This is a genomic window from Streptomyces sp. NPDC098101, assembly GCF_044760185.1.
In the GTDB taxonomy this organism is placed as follows: Bacteria; Actinomycetota; Actinomycetes; order Streptomycetales; family Streptomycetaceae; genus Streptomyces.
Window position 1 is genome coordinate 71,836 of the sequence record NZ_JBIWAS010000011.1, and the last position, 20,573, is coordinate 92,408.

Sequence of the window (20,573 nt, forward strand, 5' to 3'; positions counted from 1 at the left end):
CATCGACCACTGCCGTCGACCACGATCGTTCAGGGGGAACGCTCATGTTCACGCGCAAGACCGCGGTGATGCTCCACCGCACGCTCTGGCTGCTGTTCTTCGTCCAGCTCGTCGTCTCGTTCACCGTCGGACTGCCCTACCCGTACGCCGTGAGCTGGCTGCCGCTGATCGCCGCCTTGGGGGTCGGGATCGCGCTCGCCCGGCACACCGGCATGGAGATCGAGGCGGCGGCGCGGCCACCGGTCGAGGTGGACCCGCCGGTCGCCGGCCGCTGGTCGGCGCTCAACAGCCCGGCGGACCGGACGCCCAGCCACGGCACCCACCAGTACGGCCAGACGTACGCGATCGACATCGTGGCGGAGGCGGAGGAGGGAGAGCGGACCCGGCCCCCCTTCGCGTGGCTGTGGCCGGTGGCCCGCCGGAGCGAGGATTTCCCGGCCTTCGGAGCCCCGCTGTTCGCGGTCGCCGACGCGACCGTCGTGCACGCGGAGGACGGTCAGCGCGACCACCTCAGCCGCAACTCGCTGCCCGCCGTGCTCTATCTGATGGTCTTCGAAGCCACCGCCCGCGTCCTCGCGGGAGCCCGGCGGGTCGTCGGGAACCATCTGATACTCGACCTCGGGGACGGCACCTACGCGGTGTACGCCCACCTCCGGCGGGGCTCGCTCACCGTCCGGGCGGGCGACCGGGTCACGGCCGGCCAGGAGCTCGCCCGGTGCGGGAACTCCGGCAATTCCACCGAACCGCACCTGCACTTCCAGCTGATGGACGGCCCGGACCTGGACGGGGCCAGGGGCGTGCCCTTCACCTGGCGCGGTCTCGGAGTGCCGAAGAACAAGGAGACGTTCGAGTCGATACCGGGAGCCACCCACCCGGCCTGACCTCGACCACGGGCGGCTCCCGCCGCCGAAGGGACCTGCCACCGAAGGCACCTGCCACGGACCGCGCCCGCCACCCATCGTCTCCACCCCGCGTCCACCCCGTCTCCGTCCTCCCCTCCGACTACCCTCGCCCCATGCCACCGGCCAAGAAGCGCACCCGTAGCTACGATTCCGCCAAGACCCGGGACGCCGTTCACGCCCAGTTCCGGCACGTGCGGGAAGCCGTCGAGGCGTTCACGCCCGTGCAGCTCGACGGGCCGACCCGGCTCGGGGAGTGGACCGTGCGGGACCTGGCGGCGCACGTCGCGTGGATGGTCGACTCCGTGCCCCTGCTGCTCGCCGAGCCCGCGCCGGCCGCGCGGGAACTGGCCCTGCTCGACTGGCCGTCCAGGACCGCGTCGGCCGCCGAACGGATCGACGCGCACACGCGCGGGATCGATGCCTCGGACCTGCACGGGCTCTACGCGCGCGTGCAGGACGACTACGAGGAGGCGGTGGCGGGCGCGGCCGACGACCGGCTCCTGCCGCTGAGCTTCGGCGCCATGACGCTCGGGGACTTCCTCGTCACCCGGACCGTCGAACTCGTCGTCCACACCGACGACCTGAACGAGGCGACCGGCGCGGGCATCCCGTACGACCGGAAGGCCCTCGCCGCCTGTACCCGGCTCCTCGCCGACGTCCTCGCGGTGCGGGCCCCCGGCGGGGCGGTGGAGGTGCGGGTCCCGCCGTACGCCGTCGTCCAGTGCGTGGAGGGCCCCCGGCACACCCGGGGCACCCCGCCCAACGTGGTCGAGACGGATCCCCTGACCTGGATCCGGCTCGCGACCGGGCGCGTGGAGTGGGCGGCGGAGCTGGACGCGGCCCTGGTGAGCGCGAGCGGCGAACGCGCCGACCTGGCGGGCCTGCTGCCCCTGATGGGCTGACCCGCAGACCCACCCAGGCCTACGCCCAGGCCCAACGCAGGCCCACCCAGGCCCACCCAGGTCCGCACAGGTCGTCGGGCCCGTGGAACCGACTCGTCCGGTCGTCCGTCCCATCTCCATGTCGAAGCCACGAGCACTCGTCGTCCTGGTACCGCTCCTCCCCGCGCTCCTGCTCACCGCCTGCGGCACGGAGGGAGGGCAGGGATCCGGGCCCGGGGCGGGCACGGTCTCCCCGGACCTCCCGCTCACCGGCACGCACTGGACCGTCGACGAGGTCACCGTCGACGGGAGCGCGTCCGACGCCCCCGACGACGCCGGCGTCACGTTCGGGAAGGACGGCCGGATCACCGGCCGGGGCGGTTGCAACACCTTCAACGCCACCGCCGTCGTCCGGGGGGACACCCTCACCGTCTCCCCGGGCCCGATGACCGAGATCGCCTGTTCCGACGACCGGATGCGTTTCGAGAAGGACCTGGTCGAGGCCTTCTCCGGAGAGCTCAAGGGCACGCTGAAGAACGACACGCTGACCCTGACCTCGCCCGACGGACGGAACGTCCTCGCGCTCACCGCCGAGCGGCCCGCCCCGCTGCGCGGCACCGCGTGGAAGGTCGACGGCCTGCTTTCCGGGAAGACCGCCTCCTCCCTGCCCGTCGGCAGTGAGGGCAAGGCGCGGATCGTCGTGGGCGAGGACGGCAAGGTCACCGGCAACCTGGGGTGCAACAACTTCTCCGCGACCGCCACAACCGAGGGCACGACCCTCACCGTCGAGGGCCCGGCGGCCACCACCCGGATGATGTGCACGGGTCCGCAGATGAAGCTGGAGACCCGGCTGTACGCGCTCCTCGACGGACCGCTCACCTACCGGGTCGACCACCGGACCCTGACGCTCACCGACGCCTCGGGCGAGGGCCTCACCGCCACCGCCGAACCGGCCGGACGCGCGTAGCACCGGGCGTCCGGACTCGCGCCGGTCCCTCTCGGATTGCGAACTCCGTCACATCGCGGGACGGCTCCGGGGCTGATACGAGCGTTCGCTCGCCACGGTTCCGGAGCCGGAATCCCTTCCCCCGCCTGGTTTGTAGCCCTCTCCAAGCACAAGATGATCATTTCGTGCGATCGCACGAGAACAGGCGGCCCCGCATTTCCTCAATTCGGACCAGTGGTCGAGCCCGTCTACACTCGGAAACGTGCCACGTGGTGACGGTCGACTCAATCACGACCTGCTTCCCGGCGAGAAGGGCCCCCAGGACGCTTGTGGCGTCTTCGGGGTCTGGGCTCCGGGTGAAGAGGTCGCAAAGCTCACGTACTTCGGGCTCTACGCCCTCCAGCATCGGGGCCAGGAATCCGCGGGAATCGCGGTCAGCAACGGCTCCCAGATCCTCGTCTTCAAGGACATGGGCCTCGTGTCCCAGGTCTTCGACGAGACCTCTCTCGGTTCCCTCCAAGGTCACATCGCGGTCGGTCACGCCCGCTACTCGACCACCGGGGCCTCCGTGTGGGAGAACGCGCAGCCGACGTTCCGGGCGACCGCCCGCGGCTCCATCGCGCTCGGCCACAACGGCAACCTGGTGAACACGGCGCGACTCGCCGAGATGGTCGCGGACCTGCCCAAGAAGGAAGGGCGCGCGACCCGGGTCGCCGCCACCAACGACACCGACCTGGTGACCGCGCTCCTCGCGGGCCAGGTGGACGAGGACGGCGCGCCGCTCACCATCGAGCAGGCCGCCGCGAAGATCCTCCCCGAGGTCCGGGGCGCCTTCTCCCTCGTCTTCATGGACGAGCACACGCTCTACGCGGCCCGTGACCCGCAGGGCATCCGCCCGCTGGTCCTCGGCCGCCTCGAGCGCGGCTGGGTGGTCGCCTCCGAGTCCGCCGCCCTCGACATCTGCGGCGCCAGCTACGTCCGCGAGGTCGAGCCGGGCGAGATGATCGCGATCGACGAGAACGGCATCCGTACCTCTCGATTCGCGGAAGCGAAGCCCAAGGGCTGTGTCTTCGAGTACGTGTACCTGGCCCGCCCGGACACCGACATCGCCGGCCGGAACGTGTACCTCTCCCGCGTGGAGATGGGCCGCCGCCTCGCGAAGGAGGCGCCCGTCGAGGCCGACCTGGTGATAGCGACTCCGGAGTCCGGCACCCCGGCCGCCATCGGCTACGCCGAGGCCTCGGGCATCCCCTTCGGCGCCGGCCTGGTGAAGAACGCCTATGTCGGGCGCACCTTCATCCAGCCCTCCCAGACCATCCGCCAGCTGGGCATCCGGCTGAAGCTGAACCCCCTCAAGGAAGTCATCAAGGGGAAGAAGCTCGTTGTCGTCGACGACTCGATCGTCCGCGGCAACACCCAGCGGGCCCTGGTCCGGATGCTCCGCGAGGCCGGCGCGGCCGAGGTCCACATCCGGATCTCCTCCCCGCCGGTCAAGTGGCCCTGCTTCTTCGGCATCGACTTCGCGACCCGCGCGGAGCTGATCGCCAACGGGATGTCGGTCGAGGAGATCGGCAAGTCGCTGGGCGCGGACTCGCTCTCGTACATCTCCCTGGAGGGGATGGTCGAGGCGACCACGATCCAGAAGCCGAACCTCTGCCGTGCCTGCTTCGACGGCGAGTACCCGATGGAGCTGCCGGACCCCGAGCTGCTCGGCAAGCAGCTCCTGGAGACCGAGCTGGCCGCCGGTCCGGCCGCCACCGCGGCCGCCGACGCGCTCCGTCGTCCGTAAGACCCCGCAAGTCCGTAAGACCCCGTCGCAACCGCTGCAACCGCAGTACGACACGAAAGTTCCCAGCATGTCTGAGTCCCTCAGTGCCGAAGGCGGCGCCAGCTACGCGTCCGCGGGCGTCGACATCGAGGCGGGCGACCGCGCCGTCGAGCTGATGAAGGAGTGGGTGAAGAAGACGAAGCGCCCCGAGGTCCTGGGCGGCCTCGGCGGTTTCGCCGGCCTCTTCGACGCCTCCGCCCTCAAGCGCTACGAGCGTCCGCTGCTCGCCTCGGCGACCGACGGCGTCGGCACGAAGGTCGACATCGCCCGCCAGATGGGCGTGTACGACACGATCGGCCACGACCTGGTCGCGATGGTCATGGACGACATCGTCGTCTGCGGTGCCGAGCCGCTCTTCATGACCGACTACATCTGCGTGGGCAAGGTCCACCCGGAGCGGGTCGCGGCGATCGTCAAGGGCATCGCCGAGGGCTGCGTCCTGGCCGGCTGCGCCCTGGTCGGCGGCGAGACGGCGGAGCACCCGGGTCTCCTCGGCCCGGACGACTTCGACGTCGCCGGCGCGGGCACGGGCGTCGTGGAGTACGACCGGCTGCTCGGCGCGGACCGCATCCGTACGGGTGACGCGGTCATCGCCATGGCCTCCTCCGGCCTTCACTCCAACGGGTACTCGCTCGTGCGGCACGTGGTCTTCGACCGCGCCGGCATGACCCTCGACCAGCGGGTCGAGGAGCTCGGCCGGACCCTGGGCGAGGAGCTCCTGGAGCCCACGAAGATCTACTCGCTCGACTGCCTGGCCCTCACCCGGACCGCGGACGTCCACGCCTTCAGCCACATCACGGGCGGCGGCCTCGCGGCCAACCTGGCCCGGGTGATCCCGGACGGCCTGCACGCCACCGTCAACCGTTCGACCTGGGCCCCGGGCGCGATCTTCGACCTGGTCGGCAAGGCCGGTCAGGTGGAGCGCCTGGAGCTGGAGAAGACCCTGAACATGGGCGTCGGCATGATGGCCGTCGTGCCGGCCGACTCCGTGGACGTGGCCCTGGCCACCCTGGCGGACCGCGGGGTCGAGTCCTGGGTCGCGGGCGAGATCACCGAGCGCGGCGACCGCGCCACCGGCGCCGAACTGGTCGGGGACTACGCGGGCTGACAGGCCGGGACGTACGTCGTCGGGGGTGCCTCCAGGGGCGCCCCCGATCGCCGTTCCCCGGCGCGTACACGTAAGCGAACGGGCACGCGGACAGCACAGAAACCCGGCCGGGTGTACCGGACCGGGTTTCGGTGGTTCAGAAGGTCAAGCGCGACGCGAGGAGGACGAAGAAGGACCGGACTGGTCGTCCTCGTCCTCGTCGTCCGTGTTGTAGAGATCCGCGTACTGGGCGTACGGGTCGTCTTCCTCGTCGTCGTCCTCGAACGGCTCGCCATTCGGCGGCTGGCTCGAAGTCGAAGCGCCCAGCTCATTGGCCAGACGCGTCAGGTCCGTCCCGCCGCTGCTGTACTTCAGCTGGCGGGCGACCTTGGTCTGCTTGGCCTTTGCCCGGCCGCGCCCCATGGCTCGACCCCCTCGGTGACGGGGCTCGATGGCCCCAGAGTCTTGACACGCGTTCATGATTCGGAACGGACTCTCGACGGAGAGACCGGCCCGTAGGGCTTCAACGGTACCTGTTTCCGTGGGTCTACGGTACGCCGCGCGCATCACATACCCCGGTACAGAACCTTCGAGGTGCCCTTTCCTCGCTGGTCAGTCGCGATTTTAACCTCTTCTGGGGGTACGACCCGCCGATCAGGGTGAGGGAAGTCTCCCCGGCGTCCCTTTCGCGGCGGGCCGTCCCCCGGCGCGGGTCAGCCGCGCCGGGCCTCCGCCATCCGCTGCTCGGCGATCCGGTCGGCGGCCGCGGCCGGCGGGATCCCGTCCTCCTTCGCACGTGCGAAGATCGCGAGGGTGGTGTCGAAGATCTTCGTGGCCTTCGCCTTGCACCGGTCGAAGTCGAAGCCGTGCAGCTCGTCCGCGACCTGGATCACGCCACCGGCGTTGACCACGTAGTCGGGCGCGTAGAGGATGCCGCGCTCCTCCAGGTCCTTCTCGACGCCGAGGTGGGCGAGCTGGTTGTTGGCCGCGCCGCAGACGATCTTCGCGGTGAGGACCGGGACGGTGTCGTCGTTCAGGGCGCCGCCGAGCGCGCAGGGCGCGTAGACGTCCAGGCCCTCGACGCGGATCAGCGCGTCGGTGTCGGCCACCACCTTCACCTGCGGGTGCCTGTCGGTGATCCGGCGCACCGACTCCTCGCGCACGTCGGTCACGTACACCTCGGCGCCGTCCTCCAGGAGGTGCTCGACGAGGTAGTGGCCGACCTTGCCGACGCCCGCGACGCCGACCTTGCGGCCGCGCAGCGTGGGGTCGCCCCACAGGGTCTGCGCGGAGGCGCGCATCCCCTGGAAGACGCCGAAGGCGGTGAGCACGGAGGAGTCGCCGGCGCCGCCGTTCTCGGGGGAGCGGCCGGTGGTCCACGCGTTCTCGCGGGCGACGACGTCCATGTCGGCGACGTAGGTGCCGACGTCGCAGGCCGTGACGTACCGGCCGCCGAGGGAGGCGACGAAGCGCCCGTAGGCGAGGAGGAGTTCCTCCGTCTTGATCTGCTCCGGGTCGCCGATGATGACGGCCTTGCCGCCACCGTGGTCGAGACCGGCCAGGGCGTTCTTGTACGACATGCCGCGCGCCAGGTTGAGCGCGTCGGCGATCGCCTCGGCCTCGGTGGCGTACGGGTAGAAGCGGGTGCCGCCGAGGGCGGGGCCCAGGGCGGTGCTGTGGAGGGCGATGACGGCCTTGAGGCCGGTCGCGCGGTCCTGGCAGAGCACGACTTGCTCGTGGCCACCCTGTTCCGAACGGAAGAGGGTGTGCAGCACGTCTGCGGGATCGACAGGAGCGCCGGTCACATCGGTCACGGTGGTGACTCCCAAGTACGAAGCGGCGGTTTCGGCCCTCCCTGCGGGTGGGGGAGGGACCGGTTCGGCAAGAGGGTAAGCGCTACCTGGGCGTAGATCAGCCGCAGTGCGCAGGATCACCCCCTCGGGGAGTGCCTCCGTGGAAGGATTCGCGACATGTCGGTCGCCTCCTCGGTCCTCGTCCCCTACGCGTCCTATCTGCGGGTGTACGAGCCGCTGGCCGCGTTCCCCGAGCCGGAGCGGTCCCACTGGGCCCGGTACGCGCGGCGGCCCCGCACCCCGGGGGCGCAGGAGGAGCTGCGCCGGTCGCTCGCGGACCTGCTGCCGACGCCCCCGGTCCCGGTGCCGGTCCACGAGAGCGGCGAGGCCTTCGTCGCGCATCTGGACGGGGTGGTGGTGATCTGCCCGTGGCGGACCCGGCTGCGCGCGTGGCTGGCCCTGGAGGAGCTGGTGGCCGAGGGATATCCGGGGCCGGTGCTCGACGCGATGCTGCCACCGGTGGTGCGCGGTCAGGTGGCGGCGGACCACGAGCGCTGGCTGGCGCGGAACCCGGACGCGCGGCCGTGGATCCGTACGGCGGTCTGGCAGGTGCCGGTGCGCTGGTTCGCCCTCTTCGGCGACGAGGACCGGCAGTACGAGCCGGGCGTCCCGAAGGACGGGGACGGGGACGGCGCGGGCCGGGCGCCGGTGCTGCGGTACCGGACGACGATGGCCCAGGCGCGGCGCCGGCTCGCCCGGGCCCTGCGGGCGCTGCGGGAGTCGATCGACGACGGTCCGATGACGGAGGGGCTGGTCGAGGTGGGGCGCTGGCTGGAGGAGTTCCACCCGCGCGCCCTGGTGGAGCTGGACTTCGGCGGGCTCGTGCACGTGGTGCCGGAGGAGTGGCTGGCGGAGGAGCGGTCGGCGGCCCGGCTGGCGGAGGGGATCGCCGCGCTGCGGGCGGGGGACGGCGAGGCGGCGAGCGAGGCGTACGGGCAGCTGGCCGAGCGCTGGCGGGCGATCAGGGACCTGCGGTTCGCGAACTGACGCGCCCCCGGAGGGGTCCGGCCGTCGGCGACTGGAGGGGGCCCGGCTGTCAGTAACCGGAGAGGTCCGGTCGTCGGTAATCGGTAACCGTGGCCGGAAGCCTCCGTGTGCGAACTGACATCAGTCGGGCATCTTCGTCAGGTCGGTATCGACAAGACATGTCCGACCGGTGTAAATGATCTTCGAGGCCCCTGGAGCCGACGGCGCCGGGGTTCCTCCGCGTCCCCTTCCTCCGGTTCACGGGTCCTTCGGCTCCCGTCCGGTGGGGACGTTGGTCCCGATCCGGGCCTTTGGCTCAAGCGTGACGGACAGCACTTAACGCACCCTTGCGCCGATCACCCATCCTCGTGCCAAAATAGGACAAGGAGTCCGGGGAGGGTTCCTTCCGCCCAACTTTGGGCGGAACGCTCAGCATTGCACTCTATGGGGGGTCTGAGGACTCCTGATCGCCCTGTGACTAATCGTCACAGACGCGTGACTGTCCGTTATGGCATGGTCCATCGACTTCCGCCGCTGATGAACACCTGCGAGGGCAATTCCATCGGTTTGGCCGACGTGGCTGGACGGATGGTGTAGTTGTAGTGCCGAGGACAAGCCGTTCGTCCTATAACCGACTCGGCCCGCTTCTGCCATTTCGGGCAAGGCGGGTCAAGGTGCAGAATTTAGAGGAAAGAACCGAGATTGGTTCGGTTCTCCCGAGGAGGCCGCTCATGACCGCTCGCACCCCTGATGCCGAGCCGCTGCTGACCCCTGCCGAGGTCGCCACGATGTTCCGTGTGGACCCGAAGACGGTGACCCGTTGGGCCAAGGCGGGCAAGCTCACGTCCATCCGCACCCTGGGTGGGCACCGCCGGTACCGCGAGGCCGAGGTCCGCGCGCTGCTGGCGGGCATTCCGCAGCAGCGCAGCGAGGCCTGAGGTCGCGTGACACCCCGCAGTACCCCGTAACACCGGGCCCTGCCGGATCCCCCAATCCGGTGGCCCACCCCTAGCTCTGCCGGCGAACACCTGCCCCAACAGGTCTTCGTCAGACGATCGCGCTGGACTCCGCCGGGTCCAGCGCGATCTTTTTGTGTCCCGTGTCTCCTGTGGACGGTGGTGCAATTGCACCGATTAAATCGGACCGGTGTAGGGAGGGTGTAAGTGAAGGGGTTTCTGAAACTCTTTCAGTGACACCCGTCACACGTACGAACCCTTGCCAAGGTCAAGGCTGCCACTCCGGGGCCGGGCTCCGGCACGCCGTTGGTCACGGGTCGGCGGGACCTTCGTCCTCCGTCGCCGGCGGCCGCTCCCCGGCGTCCGGAGTCTCCGGGGCCCGCGTGGTCTCCGGGGTCTCCGGCATCTCCATGGCGAGCCTCAGGAGGCGGTGGCAGACCACGCAGTGGCGCGTGAGGTGCCCGTACCGCGACGCGGCCGCCAGATGGGCGCGCAGCAGTGCTCGTGTGTCGTGCCGTGCTGCGGACGCCGCGGCCATGCGCGACCACCTCCAGTCGGGGCCCCCGATTCCCTGAAGTCCGGAGTACCGGCGGGCACGGGCCCCCGTCAAGACACGGGAACGCAACGAAGGCCCGCATCTCACGATGCGGGCCTTCGTTTTCGGGGCGATCCTGACGGGACTTGAACCCGCGACCTCCACCTTGACAGGGTGGCGAGCTAACCAACTGCTCCACAGGACCTCGCTCGCAGCGCTCTTTTCAAGCGGCTGCGAGAGAGACTGTACAGCAGGTCAGCGGGTGCGGTCGAACTCACCGACGGCGAGGACCCCGCTACCGGACCGGGCGAGTCCGAGGCCCGGCGCCGCACCGCTTCCGCCACGGCGCCGCATCGCCCCCGGGCTACGGCACCGCCGCGTCGATCGCCTTGACGATCCGCTTGTCCGAGACCGGGTACGCCGTCCCCAGGGCGTGCGCGAAGTAGCTCACCCGCAGCTCCTCGATCATCCAGCGGATGTCGGTGACCTCGGCCGGCACCGGCCGCCCCTTCGGGAGCTGTTCCAGGAGCCAGGCGTACTCGTCCTGCATCTCCCGGATCTTCTCCATCCGGGTGGTGTCCCGCTGGACCCCGGTGGGCATCTGCTGGAGCCGCCGGTCCACCGCCACCAGGTAGCGCATCAGGTCCGGGAGCCGCTTCAGACCCGTACGGGTGACGAAACCGGCCGGAACCAGCCAGTTCAGCTGCGCCCGCACGTCCTGGAGGTTCGGAAGGAGCGCCGGGCTGCTCGTGGCCTTCAGGCGCCGCTCGCAGGCCTGCCAGGCCGCCAGGACCTGCTGGACCTGGCCCACCGTCCGCACCGTCGTGTCCACCAGGTCCGCGCGGACCTTGTCGTACAGCTTCCGGAAGGACTCCTCGTCCCAGGCCGGGCCGCCGTGGTCCGCGATCAGCTTGTCGGCGGCGGCGGTCGCGCAGTCGTCGAAGAGGGCCTGGATCGAGCCGTGCGGGTTCGAGGACAGGGCCAGCTTCTGCTGGTTGGTCAGCTTGTCCGAGGCGAACTTCGCCGGGTTCACCGGGATGTTCAGCATGATCAGCTTCCGGGTGCCCCGCCACATGGCGAGCGCCTGCTCGGCCTCCGTGTCGAAGAGCCGCACGGCCACGGTGTCGCCCTCGTTCACGAGCGCCGGGTACGCCTTGACCGGCTGGCCCGCCCGTCTGGTCTCGAAGACCTTCGTGAGCGTGCCGATCGTCCAGTCCTTCAGGCCCGAGCGCTCCAGGGAGGGCCCGGAGCCGTCCGGGCCGCCCGTGGCCGCCGCGGCGGCCTTGGAGAGCGCCTGGCGGGCCTTGGGGCGCAGCTGCAGGCGCAGCGTCTCCAGGTCCTTGGCCTCGGCCAGCTTCCGGCGCCGCTCGTCGACGATCCGGAAGGTCACCTTGAGGTGCTCGGGCACCTTCGCCCAGTCGAAGTCCTCGGCCGTCAGCGGCACTCCGACCATCCGCTGGAGCTCGCGCGCCAGCGCCGTCGTCAGCGGCTCCTGCACGGGCACGACCGCGTCGAGGAAGCGGCCCGCGAAGTTGGGCGCCGGGACGTAGTGACGGCGGATCGGCTTCGGCAGGGAGCGGATCAGCTCCGTGACGACCTCCGCCCGCAGGCCCGGGATCTGCCACTCGAAGCCCTCGTCCGTCACCTGGTTGAGCACCTGGAGCGGTATGTGGACGGTCACGCCGTCCGCGTCCGCGCCCGGCTCGAACTGGTACGTCACCCGGAACTTGAGCGGGCCCTGCCGCCACGAGTCCGGGTAGTCGTCCTTGGTGACCGCCCCGGCCTTCTCGTTGATGAGCATCTCGCGCTCGAAGTCGAGGAACTCCGGCTCCTCGTGGCGCTTGTGCTTCCACCAGGAGTCGAAGTGCGCGCCGGAGACGACGTGCTCGGGGACCCGCTTGTCGTAGAAGTCGAAGAGCGTCTCGTCGTCGACGAGGATGTCCCGGCGGCGGGCCCGGTGCTCCAGCTCCTCGACCTCGGTGAGCAGCTTGCGGTTGTCGGCGAAGAACTTGTGGTGGGTGCGCCAGTCGCCCTCGACCAGCGCGTTCCGGATGAACAGGTCCCGGGAGACCTCCGGGTCGATCCGCCCGTAGTTCACCTTCCGGTCGGCGACGATCGGGACGCCGTACAGCGTCACCTTCTCGAACGCCATCACGGCCGCCTGGTCCTTCTCCCAGTGCGGCTCGCTGTACGTCTTCTTCACCAGGTGCTGGGCGAGCGGCTCGATCCACTCGGGCTCGATCCGGGCGTTCACCCGGGCCCAGAGCCGCGAGGTCTCCACCAGCTCGGCGGACATGACGAAGCGCGGGGGCTTCTTGAAGAGCGCGGAGCCGGGGAAGATCGCGAACTTGGCGCTGCGGGCGCCGAGGTAGTCGTTCTTCGCCCCGTCCTTCACGTCCTTGAGACCGATGTGGGACAGCAGGCCCGCGAGCAGGGACACGTGCACGGACTGCTCCGGCGCGTCCTCCTCGTTCAGATGGATGCCCATCTGCTTGGCGACCGTCCGCAGCTGGGAGTAGATGTCCTGCCACTCCCGGATCCGCAGGAAGTTCAGGTACTCCTGCTTGCACATGCGGCGGAAGGAGCTGGAACCCCGCTCCTTCTGCTGCTCGCGCACGTACCGCCACAGGTTGAGGTACGCGAGGAAGTCGCTCGTCTCGTCCTTGAACCGGGCGTGCTGCTGGTCGGCCTGCGCCTGCTTCTCCGCCGGCCGCTCGCGCGGGTCCTGGATGGAGAGCGCCGCCGCGATCACCATGACCTCGCGGACGCAGCCGTTCCGGTCCGCCTCCAGGACCATCCGGGCGAGCCGGGGGTCCACGGGCAGCTGGGACAGCTTCCGGCCCTGCGGGGTGAGCCGCTTCTTCGGGTCCTTCTCGGCCGGGTCGATCGCACCGAGCTCCTGGAGGAGTTGCACGCCGTCCCGGATGTTGCGGTGGTCCGGCGGGTCGATGAAGGGGAACTTCTCGATGTCGCCGAGCCCGGCGGCGGTCATCTGGAGGATGACGGAGGCCAGGTTCGTCCGGAGGATCTCGGCGTCCGTGAACTCCGGACGGGACAGGAAGTCGTCCTCCGAGTACAGCCGGACGCAGATGCCGTCGGACGTACGGCCGCAGCGGCCCTTGCGCTGGTTGGCGCTGGCCTGGCTGACGGGCTCGATCGGCAGCCGCTGCACCTTGGTCCGGTGCGAGTAGCGCGAGATCCGGGCGGTGCCCGGGTCGATCACGTACTTGATGCCGGGGACGGTCAGGGAGGTCTCGGCGACGTTCGTGGCGAGGACGATCCGGCGGCCGGGGTGGGCCTGGAAGACGCGGTGCTGCTCGGCGTGCGACAGGCGCGCGTAGAGGGGGAGGACCTCGGTGTTGCGCAGCTTCCGCTTGAGCAGGGCGTCCGCCGTGTCGCGGATCTCGCGCTCGCCGGAGAGGAAGACCAGGATGTCGCCGGGGCCCTCGCCCTGGAGCTCGTCGACGGCGTCGCAGATCGCGGTGATCTGGTCCCGGTCGGACTCCTCGGAGTCCTCTTCGAGCAGCGGCCGGTAGCGGACCTCGACGGGGTACGTGCGGCCGCTGACCTCGACGATCGGGGCGTCGCCGAAGTGGCGGGAGAAGCGCTCCGGGTCGATGGTCGCGGAGGTGATCACGACCTTGAGGTCGGGACGCTTCGGAAGCAGCTGGGCCAGGTAGCCGAGCAGGAAGTCGATGTTGAGGGACCGCTCGTGCGCCTCGTCGATGATGATCGTGTCGTACGCGCGCAGCTCGCGGTCCGTCTGGATCTCGGCGAGCAGGATGCCGTCCGTCATCAGCTTCACGAAGGTCGCGTCGGGGTTCACCTGGTCGGTGAAGCGGACCTTCCAGCCGACGGCCTCGCCCAGCGGGGTCCTCAGCTCCTCGGCGACCCGCTCGGCGACCGTGCGGGCGGCGATCCGGCGGGGCTGGGTGTGCCCGATCATGCCCCGGACGCCCCGGCCCAGCTCCATGCAGATCTTCGGGATCTGGGTGGTCTTTCCGGAGCCCGTCTCACCGGCGACGATCACGACCTGGTGGTCGCGTATCGCCTCCAGGATCTCGTCCTTCTTCTGCGAGACGGGGAGCTGTTCGGGGTAGGTGACGGCGGGCACGCGCGCGGCGCGCGCGTCGACGCGCTCCTTGGCCTTGGCCGCCTCTGCGGCGATCTCGTCCAGGACGGCCGCGCGGGCCTCGGGCTTGCGGATGCGGCGGGCGCCTTCGAGACGGCGGCCGAGCCGGTGGGAGTCCCGCAGCGAGACCCCGGCCAGGACGGACTGGAGGGCGGCGAAGGAAGTAGACATACGGAATCCAGGATCGCACCTGCGGACGAGAAGCGGCGAACCGATTTACGAGCGGTGTCCCCGGGGCGGTCGCGCGGGAGCGGTGCCCCCGGGGGCGGTCGCGCGGGGTGCGTACTATTTCGGGCACGCCGACCGGACCGGAGAGGTTTCGCATGTTCCGCACCACCCGCGCGCCGGCGGCGTTCGCCGCGCTCCTGGGGGTGGTGCTGGGGCTTCTGGTGTGGGGGGCCGTAGGGGGGCGGGGCGGGGGCGCGGTTTCCGGGGCTGCCGGGGCCGCCGCCGGTTCTGCGGCTTCCGTTGTTTCCGAGGCCGCCGCTGGTTCCACGGCTTCCGTCACTTCCGGGCACCCTGGCGCTTCCACCGGTTCTGCGGCCTCCGCCTCCGCCGCTTCCGTCGCCGTCGTGGCGTCCCTCCCCGGGGCCGCCGTGCCCGGCTGCGATCCGGTCCGCCCCGCCGAGGCGGGGGCCGACGGACCCGTCGTACCGCCGCGCGCGCACGGCTTCGCGGAGCTGCTGCCCGCCCTCGCCGCCGACCGGGCGCCGGGCGGGGGCCGGCCCGGGGACGCGGCCGGGCGGAAGCCGGCGCCGGGGCGGGAGCCGCCCGACCTCGTATCGCCGTCGCCGGTGGAGCTGTCGGTCCTGAGGGTGTAGACGGGCGGCCTCCTTCCGCCGTCCTCTTCCCTTTCTGTTCCAGGAGTGCTTCCGCATGTCCAGCTCCACCTCCCCCTCCTCCAAGAGCAAGCCGGTCGCGATCGTCGCCGGGGTGGCGGCCGCCGCCGTGCTGCTCGGCGTCGTCTCGTACACCGCCACCAAGCCCGCGTCCCCCGGCGCCTCCGGTTCGTCCGCCGTCGCGGAGGTCTCCGCCGACCCGGCCGCCGGCGTCTACCCCGAGCTGGAGGCGTACGCCCGGCGCGACGCCTCCGACGGGCTCGCCCTGGGCCGGGCCGATGCGCCCGTGGTGCTCATCGAGTACGCGGACTTCAAGTGCGGCTACTGCGGGAAGTTCGCCCGGGACACCGAGCCGGTCCTGGTGGAGAAGTACGTGAAGAACGGGACCCTGCGCATCGAGTGGCGGAACTTCCCGATCTTCGGCGAGGAGTCCGAGGCCGTGGCCCGCGCCGCCTGGGCGGCCGGGCAGCAGGGCCGGTTCTGGGAGTTCCACCGGGCCGCCTACGCGGAGGACGCCAAGGAGAAGGGGTTCGGGAAGGACCGGCTCGCCGCCCTCGGGAAGGAGGCGGGCGTGCCCGACGCGGCCCGGTTCGCCAAGGACACCGAGGGGCAGGCGGCCCGCGCGGCCGTCCGGAAGGACCAGGACCAGGGGTACGCGCTCGGCGCCACCTCCACCCCGTCCTTCCTCGTCAACGGCCGCCCGATCGCGGGCGCGCAGCCCCTGGAAACCTTCACGGAGGCGATCGAAGCGGCGGCGAGGACGGCGAAGAAGCCCACGAAGCCTGCCGGTGCCGGGGCCGGGCAGTGACCTCCGGCATCGGTTACTTCGCTGCCTTCCTCGGCGGACTGCTCGCCCTGCTCAGCCCGTGCAGCGCCCTGCTCCTGCCGGCCTTCTTCGCGTATTCCATCGACACGCGCGCGAGGCTGGTCGCCAGGACCGGGATCCTCTACGCGGGTCTGGCGACCACCCTCGTCCCGCTCGGCGCGGCCGGCTCCCTCGCGGGCCGGTTCTTCTACGGCCACCGGGACCTGCTCGTCACGGTCGGCGGCTGGCTGATTGTCGGGCTCGGCGTCCTCCAGATCCTGGGCCTGGGCTTCGCCTCCCGCCGGATCGCGGAGGCGAGCGGCCGCATCCAGCCCACCTCGGCGCTCTCCGTCTACGCCCTGGGCCTGGTCTACGGCCTCGCGGGCTTCTGCGCGGGCCCGATCCTCGGCAGCGTCCTGACGGTGGCGGCGCTGAGCGGCAGCCCGGCGTACGGGGGGCTGCTCCTCGCGGTGTACGCGCTCGGGATGGCGGTGCCGCTGTTCGTCCTGGCGCTGCTCTGGGAGCGGTACGACCTGGGCCGGCGGCGCTGGCTGCGCGGGCGGCCCCTCCGGCTCGGCCGTCTCACGCTCCACTCGACCTCGGTGCTCTCGGGCCTCTTCTTCGTCGTCCTGGGCACGCTGTTCCTGGTCTTCGACGGGACGACCGCGCTGCCGGGCCCGCTGTCGGTGGACGACTCGTTCGCCGTGGAGGAGCGAGTGGCGTCCCTCGGCCGGGCGGTGCCGGACTGGGCGCTGCTCGTCGCGCTCGTGGCCGTGGTGGCGGCGGTGCTCGCGCTGCGGGGCCGGCGCGGGAGCCGCTCGCGGGAGCGCGAGGAGGCGTGACGGTACGGGGAGGGGGCGCCGGCCTCCTCCCCGTACGCCCATCCGCGTCAACGTCTCCGCGTGCGGGCACACGAAGAAGGCCCCGTTCTTTCGAACGGGGCCTTCTGTTGGTGGCTGGGGCCGGGGTCGAACCGGCGACCTATCGCTTTTCAGGCGATCGCTCGTACCAACTGAGCTACCCAGCCACGAAGCTGTTTCCAGCTTCAGCGACTCTGACGGGACTTGAACCCGCGACCTCCACCTTGACAGGGTGGCGAGCTAACCAACTGCTCCACAGAGCCAAGCTTGTGCGCGATCACTAGTCTCGCACACGGTACTGCGTGCCCCCAACGGGATTCGAACCCGTGCTACCGCCTTGAAAGGGCGGCGTCCTGGGCCACTAGACGATGAGGGCTAGGGGCTCACCTGGGCGCTTCATCAGCGCGTCGGGGACGTGAGAAGCATATGGGATGCCGGCCGCTATCGCCAAAACGGTTTCCGCCCGGGGGAGAATGGGCGCGTGCTGGAGATGACGCGCGAGGAGTTCGAGGAACTCGTCGCCGAAGCCCTGGACCGGATCCCGCCGGAGCTGACGCGGCTGATGGACAACGTCGCCGTGTTCGTGGAGGACGAACCGCCCTCCGACGACCCCGAGCTGCTCGGGCTCTACGAGGGGACGCCGCTGACCGAGCGCGGCGAGTGGTACGCCGGGGTGCTCCCCGACCGGATCACGATCTACCGGGGTCCGACGCTGCGGATGTGCGAGTCGCGCGAGGACGTGGTCGCGGAGACCGAGATCACGGTGGTGCACGAGATCGCCCACCACTTCGGCATCGACGACGAACGGCTCCACGCGCTGGGCTACGGCTGACGGCTCTCGTGCGGGGCGCGGTCGGCGGTGGCGGCCGGGCCGTGTGTCCGGGATGCGCCGACCGGGTGGGAGGACGGGCTCCGTTTCCCTTGCGCGGGGGCCCGTGTCCCTTGCGGGGCCGGGGGAGTTGGGCAGTGGGACGCGTTCCGTTCCTGCCTGTTGTGTCCTGGAGGTGCCCCCGTGCGCCATTTGCCCACCCCGGCGAGATGGGTCGCCACCGCGCTGGCCGTCGTGGCCTGTGCCGGTCTGAGCGGCTGTATGAGTGTGAGCGACGACGGGGCGAAGCCGGGGCCCGGCGCCTCCGGCGGGAAGCGGGGTGTGGCGGCCGAGTCCGACGGCGGCGGGGGCCTTCCGGACGGGGGCGGCGGCTCCTGGAACGGCCGGCCGGACGGGGGAGGGCCGGACGTGACCGGTTCGGGCGAGGAGAACCCGGTGCCGACCGGCTCGCCGTCCGGCAGCGCGCCGCCCACGGCGGGCGTGGCCCTGCCGGGCGTCGGTCCCTCGGGCGGCACGGCGAAGCCGCAGCCGACCGGAGGCGGCCACGAGCAGCCGTCCGGCAGCGCGGGCGGCGGCGGGAACGGCGGAAGCGGGGACGGGAGCGCGGGCGGCGGGAACGGCGGCGCCGGCGGCGGGACCGGAGGGCCGGGCGGCGGGGGCACGCCCACCCCGGAGCCCACGCAGCCGCCCGTCGAGCCCACGCCGGAGCCGCCGGTTCCGACCCCGGAGCCGACGCCCGAGCCGACCTCGGACCCCACCGACCCGCCCGCGTCCGGCCCCGACGCCCAGATGGGTGCCATGCGCGCCGCCGTGGCGGAGGGGGAGGGCGGGGACGCGACCCCGGAGCCGGAGGCGTCTCCGCAGGTCGGACCGGTGTGAGGGAGTCCGATTTGCCATAGGTGGGGGAGGGTGCGTATGGTGGTAGATCGTTTGATCCCATTGCCCGGCGCCGACACAGAAGAGCGCCGTGTGGCGCGTACTCTCCCTAGCCGTGGCTGGACCGCATTGAGGCGGTCGATTTGCGAAAACACGGAGTTGACGGGCGCGTGCCGAGACTCCGGAAGGTTTCGCATTTCGCATGTCCATTTTCAGTTCTGACCACGCCGTCATGCCCGAGAACGACGAGATCGTCGAGGCCGTCGAGGCCACCGAGACCGTCGCGATCGAGGCCGAGGCCCAGGCCCTCATCGAGGCCGAGGCCGACGTCCTCGCCGAGGACGTGACCGAGGACGACTCCGCCGAGGAGCCCGCCGAGCCCACGATCACCTTCGCGGACCTCGGTCTGCCGGAGGGCGTCGTGCGCAAGCTCGCGCAGAACGGCGTGACCACCCCCTTCCCGATCCAGGCGGCGACCATCCCGGACGCCCTGGCCGGCAAGGACATCCTCGGCCGCGGCCGCACCGGCTCCGGCAAGACCCTCTCCTTCGGTCTGCCGCTCCTCGCCACCCTGGCGGGCGGCCACACCGACAAGAAGAAGCCCCGCGGCGTCATCCTCACCCCGACCCGTGAGCTCGCGATGCAGGTCGCGGACGCCCTCCAGCCCTACGGCGACGTGCTCGGCCTCAAGATGAAGGTCGTCTGCGGCGGTACGTCCATGGGCAACCAGATCTACGCCCTGGAGCGCGGCGTCGACATCCTCGTCGCCACCCCGGGCCGTCTCCGCGACATCATCAACCGCGGCGCCTGCTCCCTGGAGGCCGTGAAGATCGCGGTCCTCGACGAGGCCGACCAGATGGCCGACCTGGGCTTCCTGCCCGAGGTCACCGAGCTGCTCGACCAGATCCCCGAGGGCGGCCAGCGCCTCCTCTTCTCCGCCACCCTGGAGAACGAGATCGACAGCCTGGTCAAGCGCTACCTGGTGAACCCGGTCACCCACGAGGTCGACCCGTCCGCCGGTGCCGTCACGACCATGACCCACCACGTCCTCGTCGTGAAGCCGAAGGACAAGGCCCCGGTCACCGCCGCGATCGCCGCCCGCAAGGGCCGCACGATCATCTTCGTCCGCACCCAGCTGGGCGCCGACCGCATCGCCGAGCAGCTGCAGGACACCGGCGTCAAGGCCGACGCCCTGCACGGCGGCATGACGCAGGGCGCCCGTACGCGGGTCCTCGACGACTTCAAGAAGGGCTACGTCAACGCGCTCGTCGCGACCGACGTCGCCGCCCGTGGCATCCACGTCGACGGCATCGACCTGGTCCTGAACGTGGACCCGGCCGGTGACCACAAGGACTACCTGCACCGCTCGGGCCGCACCGCCCGCGCCGGCCGCTCCGGCGTCGTGGTCTCCCTGGCCCTGCCGCACCAGCGCCGCCAGATCTTCCGTCTGATGGAGGACGCGGGCGTCGACGCCTCGCGCCACATCGTCGGCGGGGCCGGCGCCTTCGACCCGGAGGTCGCCGAGATCACCGGCGCCCGTTCGCTGACCGAGGTCCAGGCCGACTCCGCGAACAACTCCGCCAAGCAGGCCGAGCGCGAGGTCGTCGACCTCACCAAGCAGCTGGAGCGCCTCCAGCGCCGGGCCGTCGAACTCCGCGAGGAGGCCGACCGCCTGGTGGCCCGCGCCGCCCGCGAGCGCGGCGAGGACCCGGAGGCGGCCGTGGCCGAGGTGACCGAGGCCGCCGAGGCCGAGGTCGCGGCGGCGGCCGTGGAGGCCGAGCGCGCCGCGAAGGCCGAGGAGCAGCAGCGCCGCGAGGAGCGTCCGTCCTTCCGCGACGAGCGGGGCAACTTCGAGCGCCGCGACCGTGGCGGCGACCGGGGCGACCGCGGTGGCTTCCGTGGCGGCGACCGTGGTGGCCGTTCTTTCGAGCGTCGTGACAACGACCGTCCGTCCGGCGGCTTCCGTCGCGACGACCGCCCCTCGGGCGGTTTCAACCGCGATGACCGTGGTGGCCGTTCTTTCGAGCGTCGTGACAACGACCGTCCGTCCGGTGGTTTCCGTCGTGACGACCGCCCCTCGGGTGGCTTCAACCGTGACGACCGTGGTGGCCGTTCTTTCGAGCGTCGTGACAACGACCGTCCGTCCGGTGGTTTCCGTCGTGACGACCGTCCGTCCGGTGGCTTCAACCGCGATGACCGTGGTGGCCGTTCTTTCGAGCGTCGTGACAACGACCGTCCGTCCGGTGGTTTCCGTCGTGACGACCGCCCCTCGGGTGGC

General features: G+C 71.1%; 17 protein-coding genes and 4 tRNA genes. 13 read left to right on the plus strand and 8 right to left on the minus strand.

Features of this window, described 5'->3' with window-relative positions; genetic code table 11:
* Positions 1-44 precede the first annotated feature (44 nt).
* The 5 genes from ACIQVI_RS32130 to purM all read left to right on the plus strand — a co-directional run bounded on the left by ACIQVI_RS32130 (position 45) and on the right by purM (position 5,665).
* Positions 45-881: a M23 family metallopeptidase gene (locus ACIQVI_RS32130; protein WP_403602376.1), complete on the plus strand. Its 837-nt coding sequence runs from the start codon at positions 45-47 to the stop codon at positions 879-881.
* Between the two features lie 134 nt (positions 882-1,015).
* A complete protein-coding gene (locus ACIQVI_RS32135; RefSeq protein WP_351971327.1) occupies positions 1,016-1,804 on the plus strand; it encodes a sterol carrier family protein in 789 nt (262 codons plus the stop codon).
* Between the two features lie 118 nt (positions 1,805-1,922).
* The gene (locus ACIQVI_RS32140) at positions 1,923-2,750 is read left to right on the plus strand and encodes an META domain-containing protein (RefSeq protein ID WP_403602380.1); all 828 of its coding nucleotides are present in this window, start codon (positions 1,923-1,925) and stop codon (positions 2,748-2,750) included.
* A gap of 241 nt (positions 2,751-2,991) precedes the next feature.
* Complete coding sequence (gene purF / locus ACIQVI_RS32145) at positions 2,992-4,518, plus strand: amidophosphoribosyltransferase (RefSeq protein WP_121831185.1); 1,527 nt, start codon at positions 2,992-2,994, stop codon at positions 4,516-4,518.
* A gap of 67 nt (positions 4,519-4,585) precedes the next feature.
* Positions 4,586-5,665 carry a phosphoribosylformylglycinamidine cyclo-ligase gene (gene purM / locus ACIQVI_RS32150; protein ID WP_403602384.1) on the plus strand — a complete coding sequence of 360 codons (1,080 nt, stop codon included), beginning with the start codon at positions 4,586-4,588 and terminating at the stop codon, positions 5,663-5,665.
* Positions 5,666-5,809: 144 nt separating this feature from the next.
* Here the strand turns inward: purM and ACIQVI_RS32155 are convergent, their stop codons facing one another.
* Together ACIQVI_RS32155 and ACIQVI_RS32160 are read right to left on the minus strand one after the other, a co-directional pair.
* Positions 5,810-6,067 carry a DUF3073 domain-containing protein gene (locus ACIQVI_RS32155; RefSeq protein WP_062753514.1) on the minus strand — a complete coding sequence of 86 codons (258 nt, stop codon included), beginning with the start codon at positions 6,065-6,067 and terminating at the stop codon, positions 5,810-5,812.
* Between the two features lie 290 nt (positions 6,068-6,357).
* Complete coding sequence (locus ACIQVI_RS32160; RefSeq protein ID WP_383408805.1) at positions 6,358-7,458, minus strand: Leu/Phe/Val dehydrogenase; 1,101 nt, start codon at positions 7,456-7,458, stop codon at positions 6,358-6,360.
* A 156-nt stretch (positions 7,459-7,614) separates the two neighbouring features.
* Here ACIQVI_RS32160 and ACIQVI_RS32165 point away from each other — a divergent pair, with 156 nt between their 5' ends.
* Together ACIQVI_RS32165 and bldC are read left to right on the plus strand one after the other, a co-directional pair.
* Positions 7,615-8,484, plus strand: coding sequence for a hypothetical protein (locus tag ACIQVI_RS32165; RefSeq protein ID WP_403602389.1), 870 nt, complete (start codon positions 7,615-7,617; stop codon positions 8,482-8,484).
* A gap of 710 nt (positions 8,485-9,194) precedes the next feature.
* Entirely contained in the window at positions 9,195-9,401 is a 207-nt protein-coding gene (bldC, locus tag ACIQVI_RS32170; protein WP_003949541.1) for a developmental transcriptional regulator BldC, read from the plus strand.
* A 328-nt stretch (positions 9,402-9,729) separates the two neighbouring features.
* On the opposite strand, the gene ACIQVI_RS32175 is transcribed toward bldC, so the two are convergent.
* The 3 genes from ACIQVI_RS32175 to hrpA form a co-directional block, all read right to left on the minus strand.
* Complete coding sequence (locus tag ACIQVI_RS32175) at positions 9,730-9,957, minus strand: DUF6274 family protein (protein WP_351972064.1); 228 nt, start codon at positions 9,955-9,957, stop codon at positions 9,730-9,732.
* A gap of 128 nt (positions 9,958-10,085) precedes the next feature.
* Positions 10,086-10,159 (minus strand) — tRNA-Asp (locus ACIQVI_RS32180).
* Between the two features lie 159 nt (positions 10,160-10,318).
* The gene (gene hrpA, locus ACIQVI_RS32185; RefSeq protein WP_403602393.1) at positions 10,319-14,257 is read right to left on the minus strand and encodes an ATP-dependent RNA helicase HrpA; all 3,939 of its coding nucleotides are present in this window, start codon (positions 14,255-14,257) and stop codon (positions 10,319-10,321) included.
* Positions 14,258-14,658: 401 nt separating this feature from the next.
* Here hrpA and ACIQVI_RS32190 point away from each other — a divergent pair, with 401 nt between their 5' ends.
* Genes ACIQVI_RS32190 through ACIQVI_RS32200 form a run of 3 tightly spaced genes read left to right on the plus strand, consistent with a single transcriptional unit; the run spans position 14,659 to position 16,572 of the window.
* Positions 14,659-14,907 (plus strand): hypothetical protein, encoded by a 249-nt coding sequence (locus ACIQVI_RS32190; protein ID WP_403602396.1) that lies wholly within the window; start codon positions 14,659-14,661, stop codon positions 14,905-14,907.
* Between the two features lie 55 nt (positions 14,908-14,962).
* On the plus strand, positions 14,963-15,733 hold the full coding sequence (locus ACIQVI_RS32195) for a DsbA family protein (RefSeq protein WP_403602399.1): 771 nt from the start codon (positions 14,963-14,965) through the stop codon (positions 15,731-15,733).
* Positions 15,730-16,572 (plus strand): cytochrome c biogenesis CcdA family protein, encoded by an 843-nt coding sequence (locus ACIQVI_RS32200; RefSeq protein ID WP_403602402.1) that lies wholly within the window; start codon positions 15,730-15,732, stop codon positions 16,570-16,572. Before ACIQVI_RS32195 ends, ACIQVI_RS32200 begins: the two co-directional genes overlap by 4 nt.
* 108 nt (positions 16,573-16,680) lie before the next feature.
* Here the strand turns inward: ACIQVI_RS32200 and ACIQVI_RS32205 are convergent.
* The 3 genes from ACIQVI_RS32205 to ACIQVI_RS32215 form a co-directional block, all read right to left on the minus strand.
* A tRNA-Phe gene (locus ACIQVI_RS32205) sits at positions 16,681-16,757 on the minus strand.
* A gap of 22 nt (positions 16,758-16,779) precedes the next feature.
* Positions 16,780-16,853, minus strand: a tRNA-Asp gene (locus ACIQVI_RS32210).
* 40 nt (positions 16,854-16,893) lie between these two features.
* A tRNA-Glu gene (locus ACIQVI_RS32215) sits at positions 16,894-16,966 on the minus strand.
* A gap of 105 nt (positions 16,967-17,071) precedes the next feature.
* Here ACIQVI_RS32215 and ACIQVI_RS32220 point away from each other — a divergent pair.
* From ACIQVI_RS32220 to ACIQVI_RS32230, 3 genes are all read left to right on the plus strand, one after another.
* Complete coding sequence (locus tag ACIQVI_RS32220) at positions 17,072-17,422, plus strand: metallopeptidase family protein (protein ID WP_053648331.1); 351 nt, start codon at positions 17,072-17,074, stop codon at positions 17,420-17,422.
* Between the two features lie 180 nt (positions 17,423-17,602).
* Entirely contained in the window at positions 17,603-18,298 is a 696-nt protein-coding gene (locus ACIQVI_RS32225) for a hypothetical protein (protein WP_351972069.1), read from the plus strand.
* A 199-nt stretch (positions 18,299-18,497) separates the two neighbouring features.
* The coding region (locus tag ACIQVI_RS32230; RefSeq protein ID WP_403602406.1) for a DEAD/DEAH box helicase at positions 18,498-20,573 on the plus strand (2,076 nt) is incomplete at its 3' end.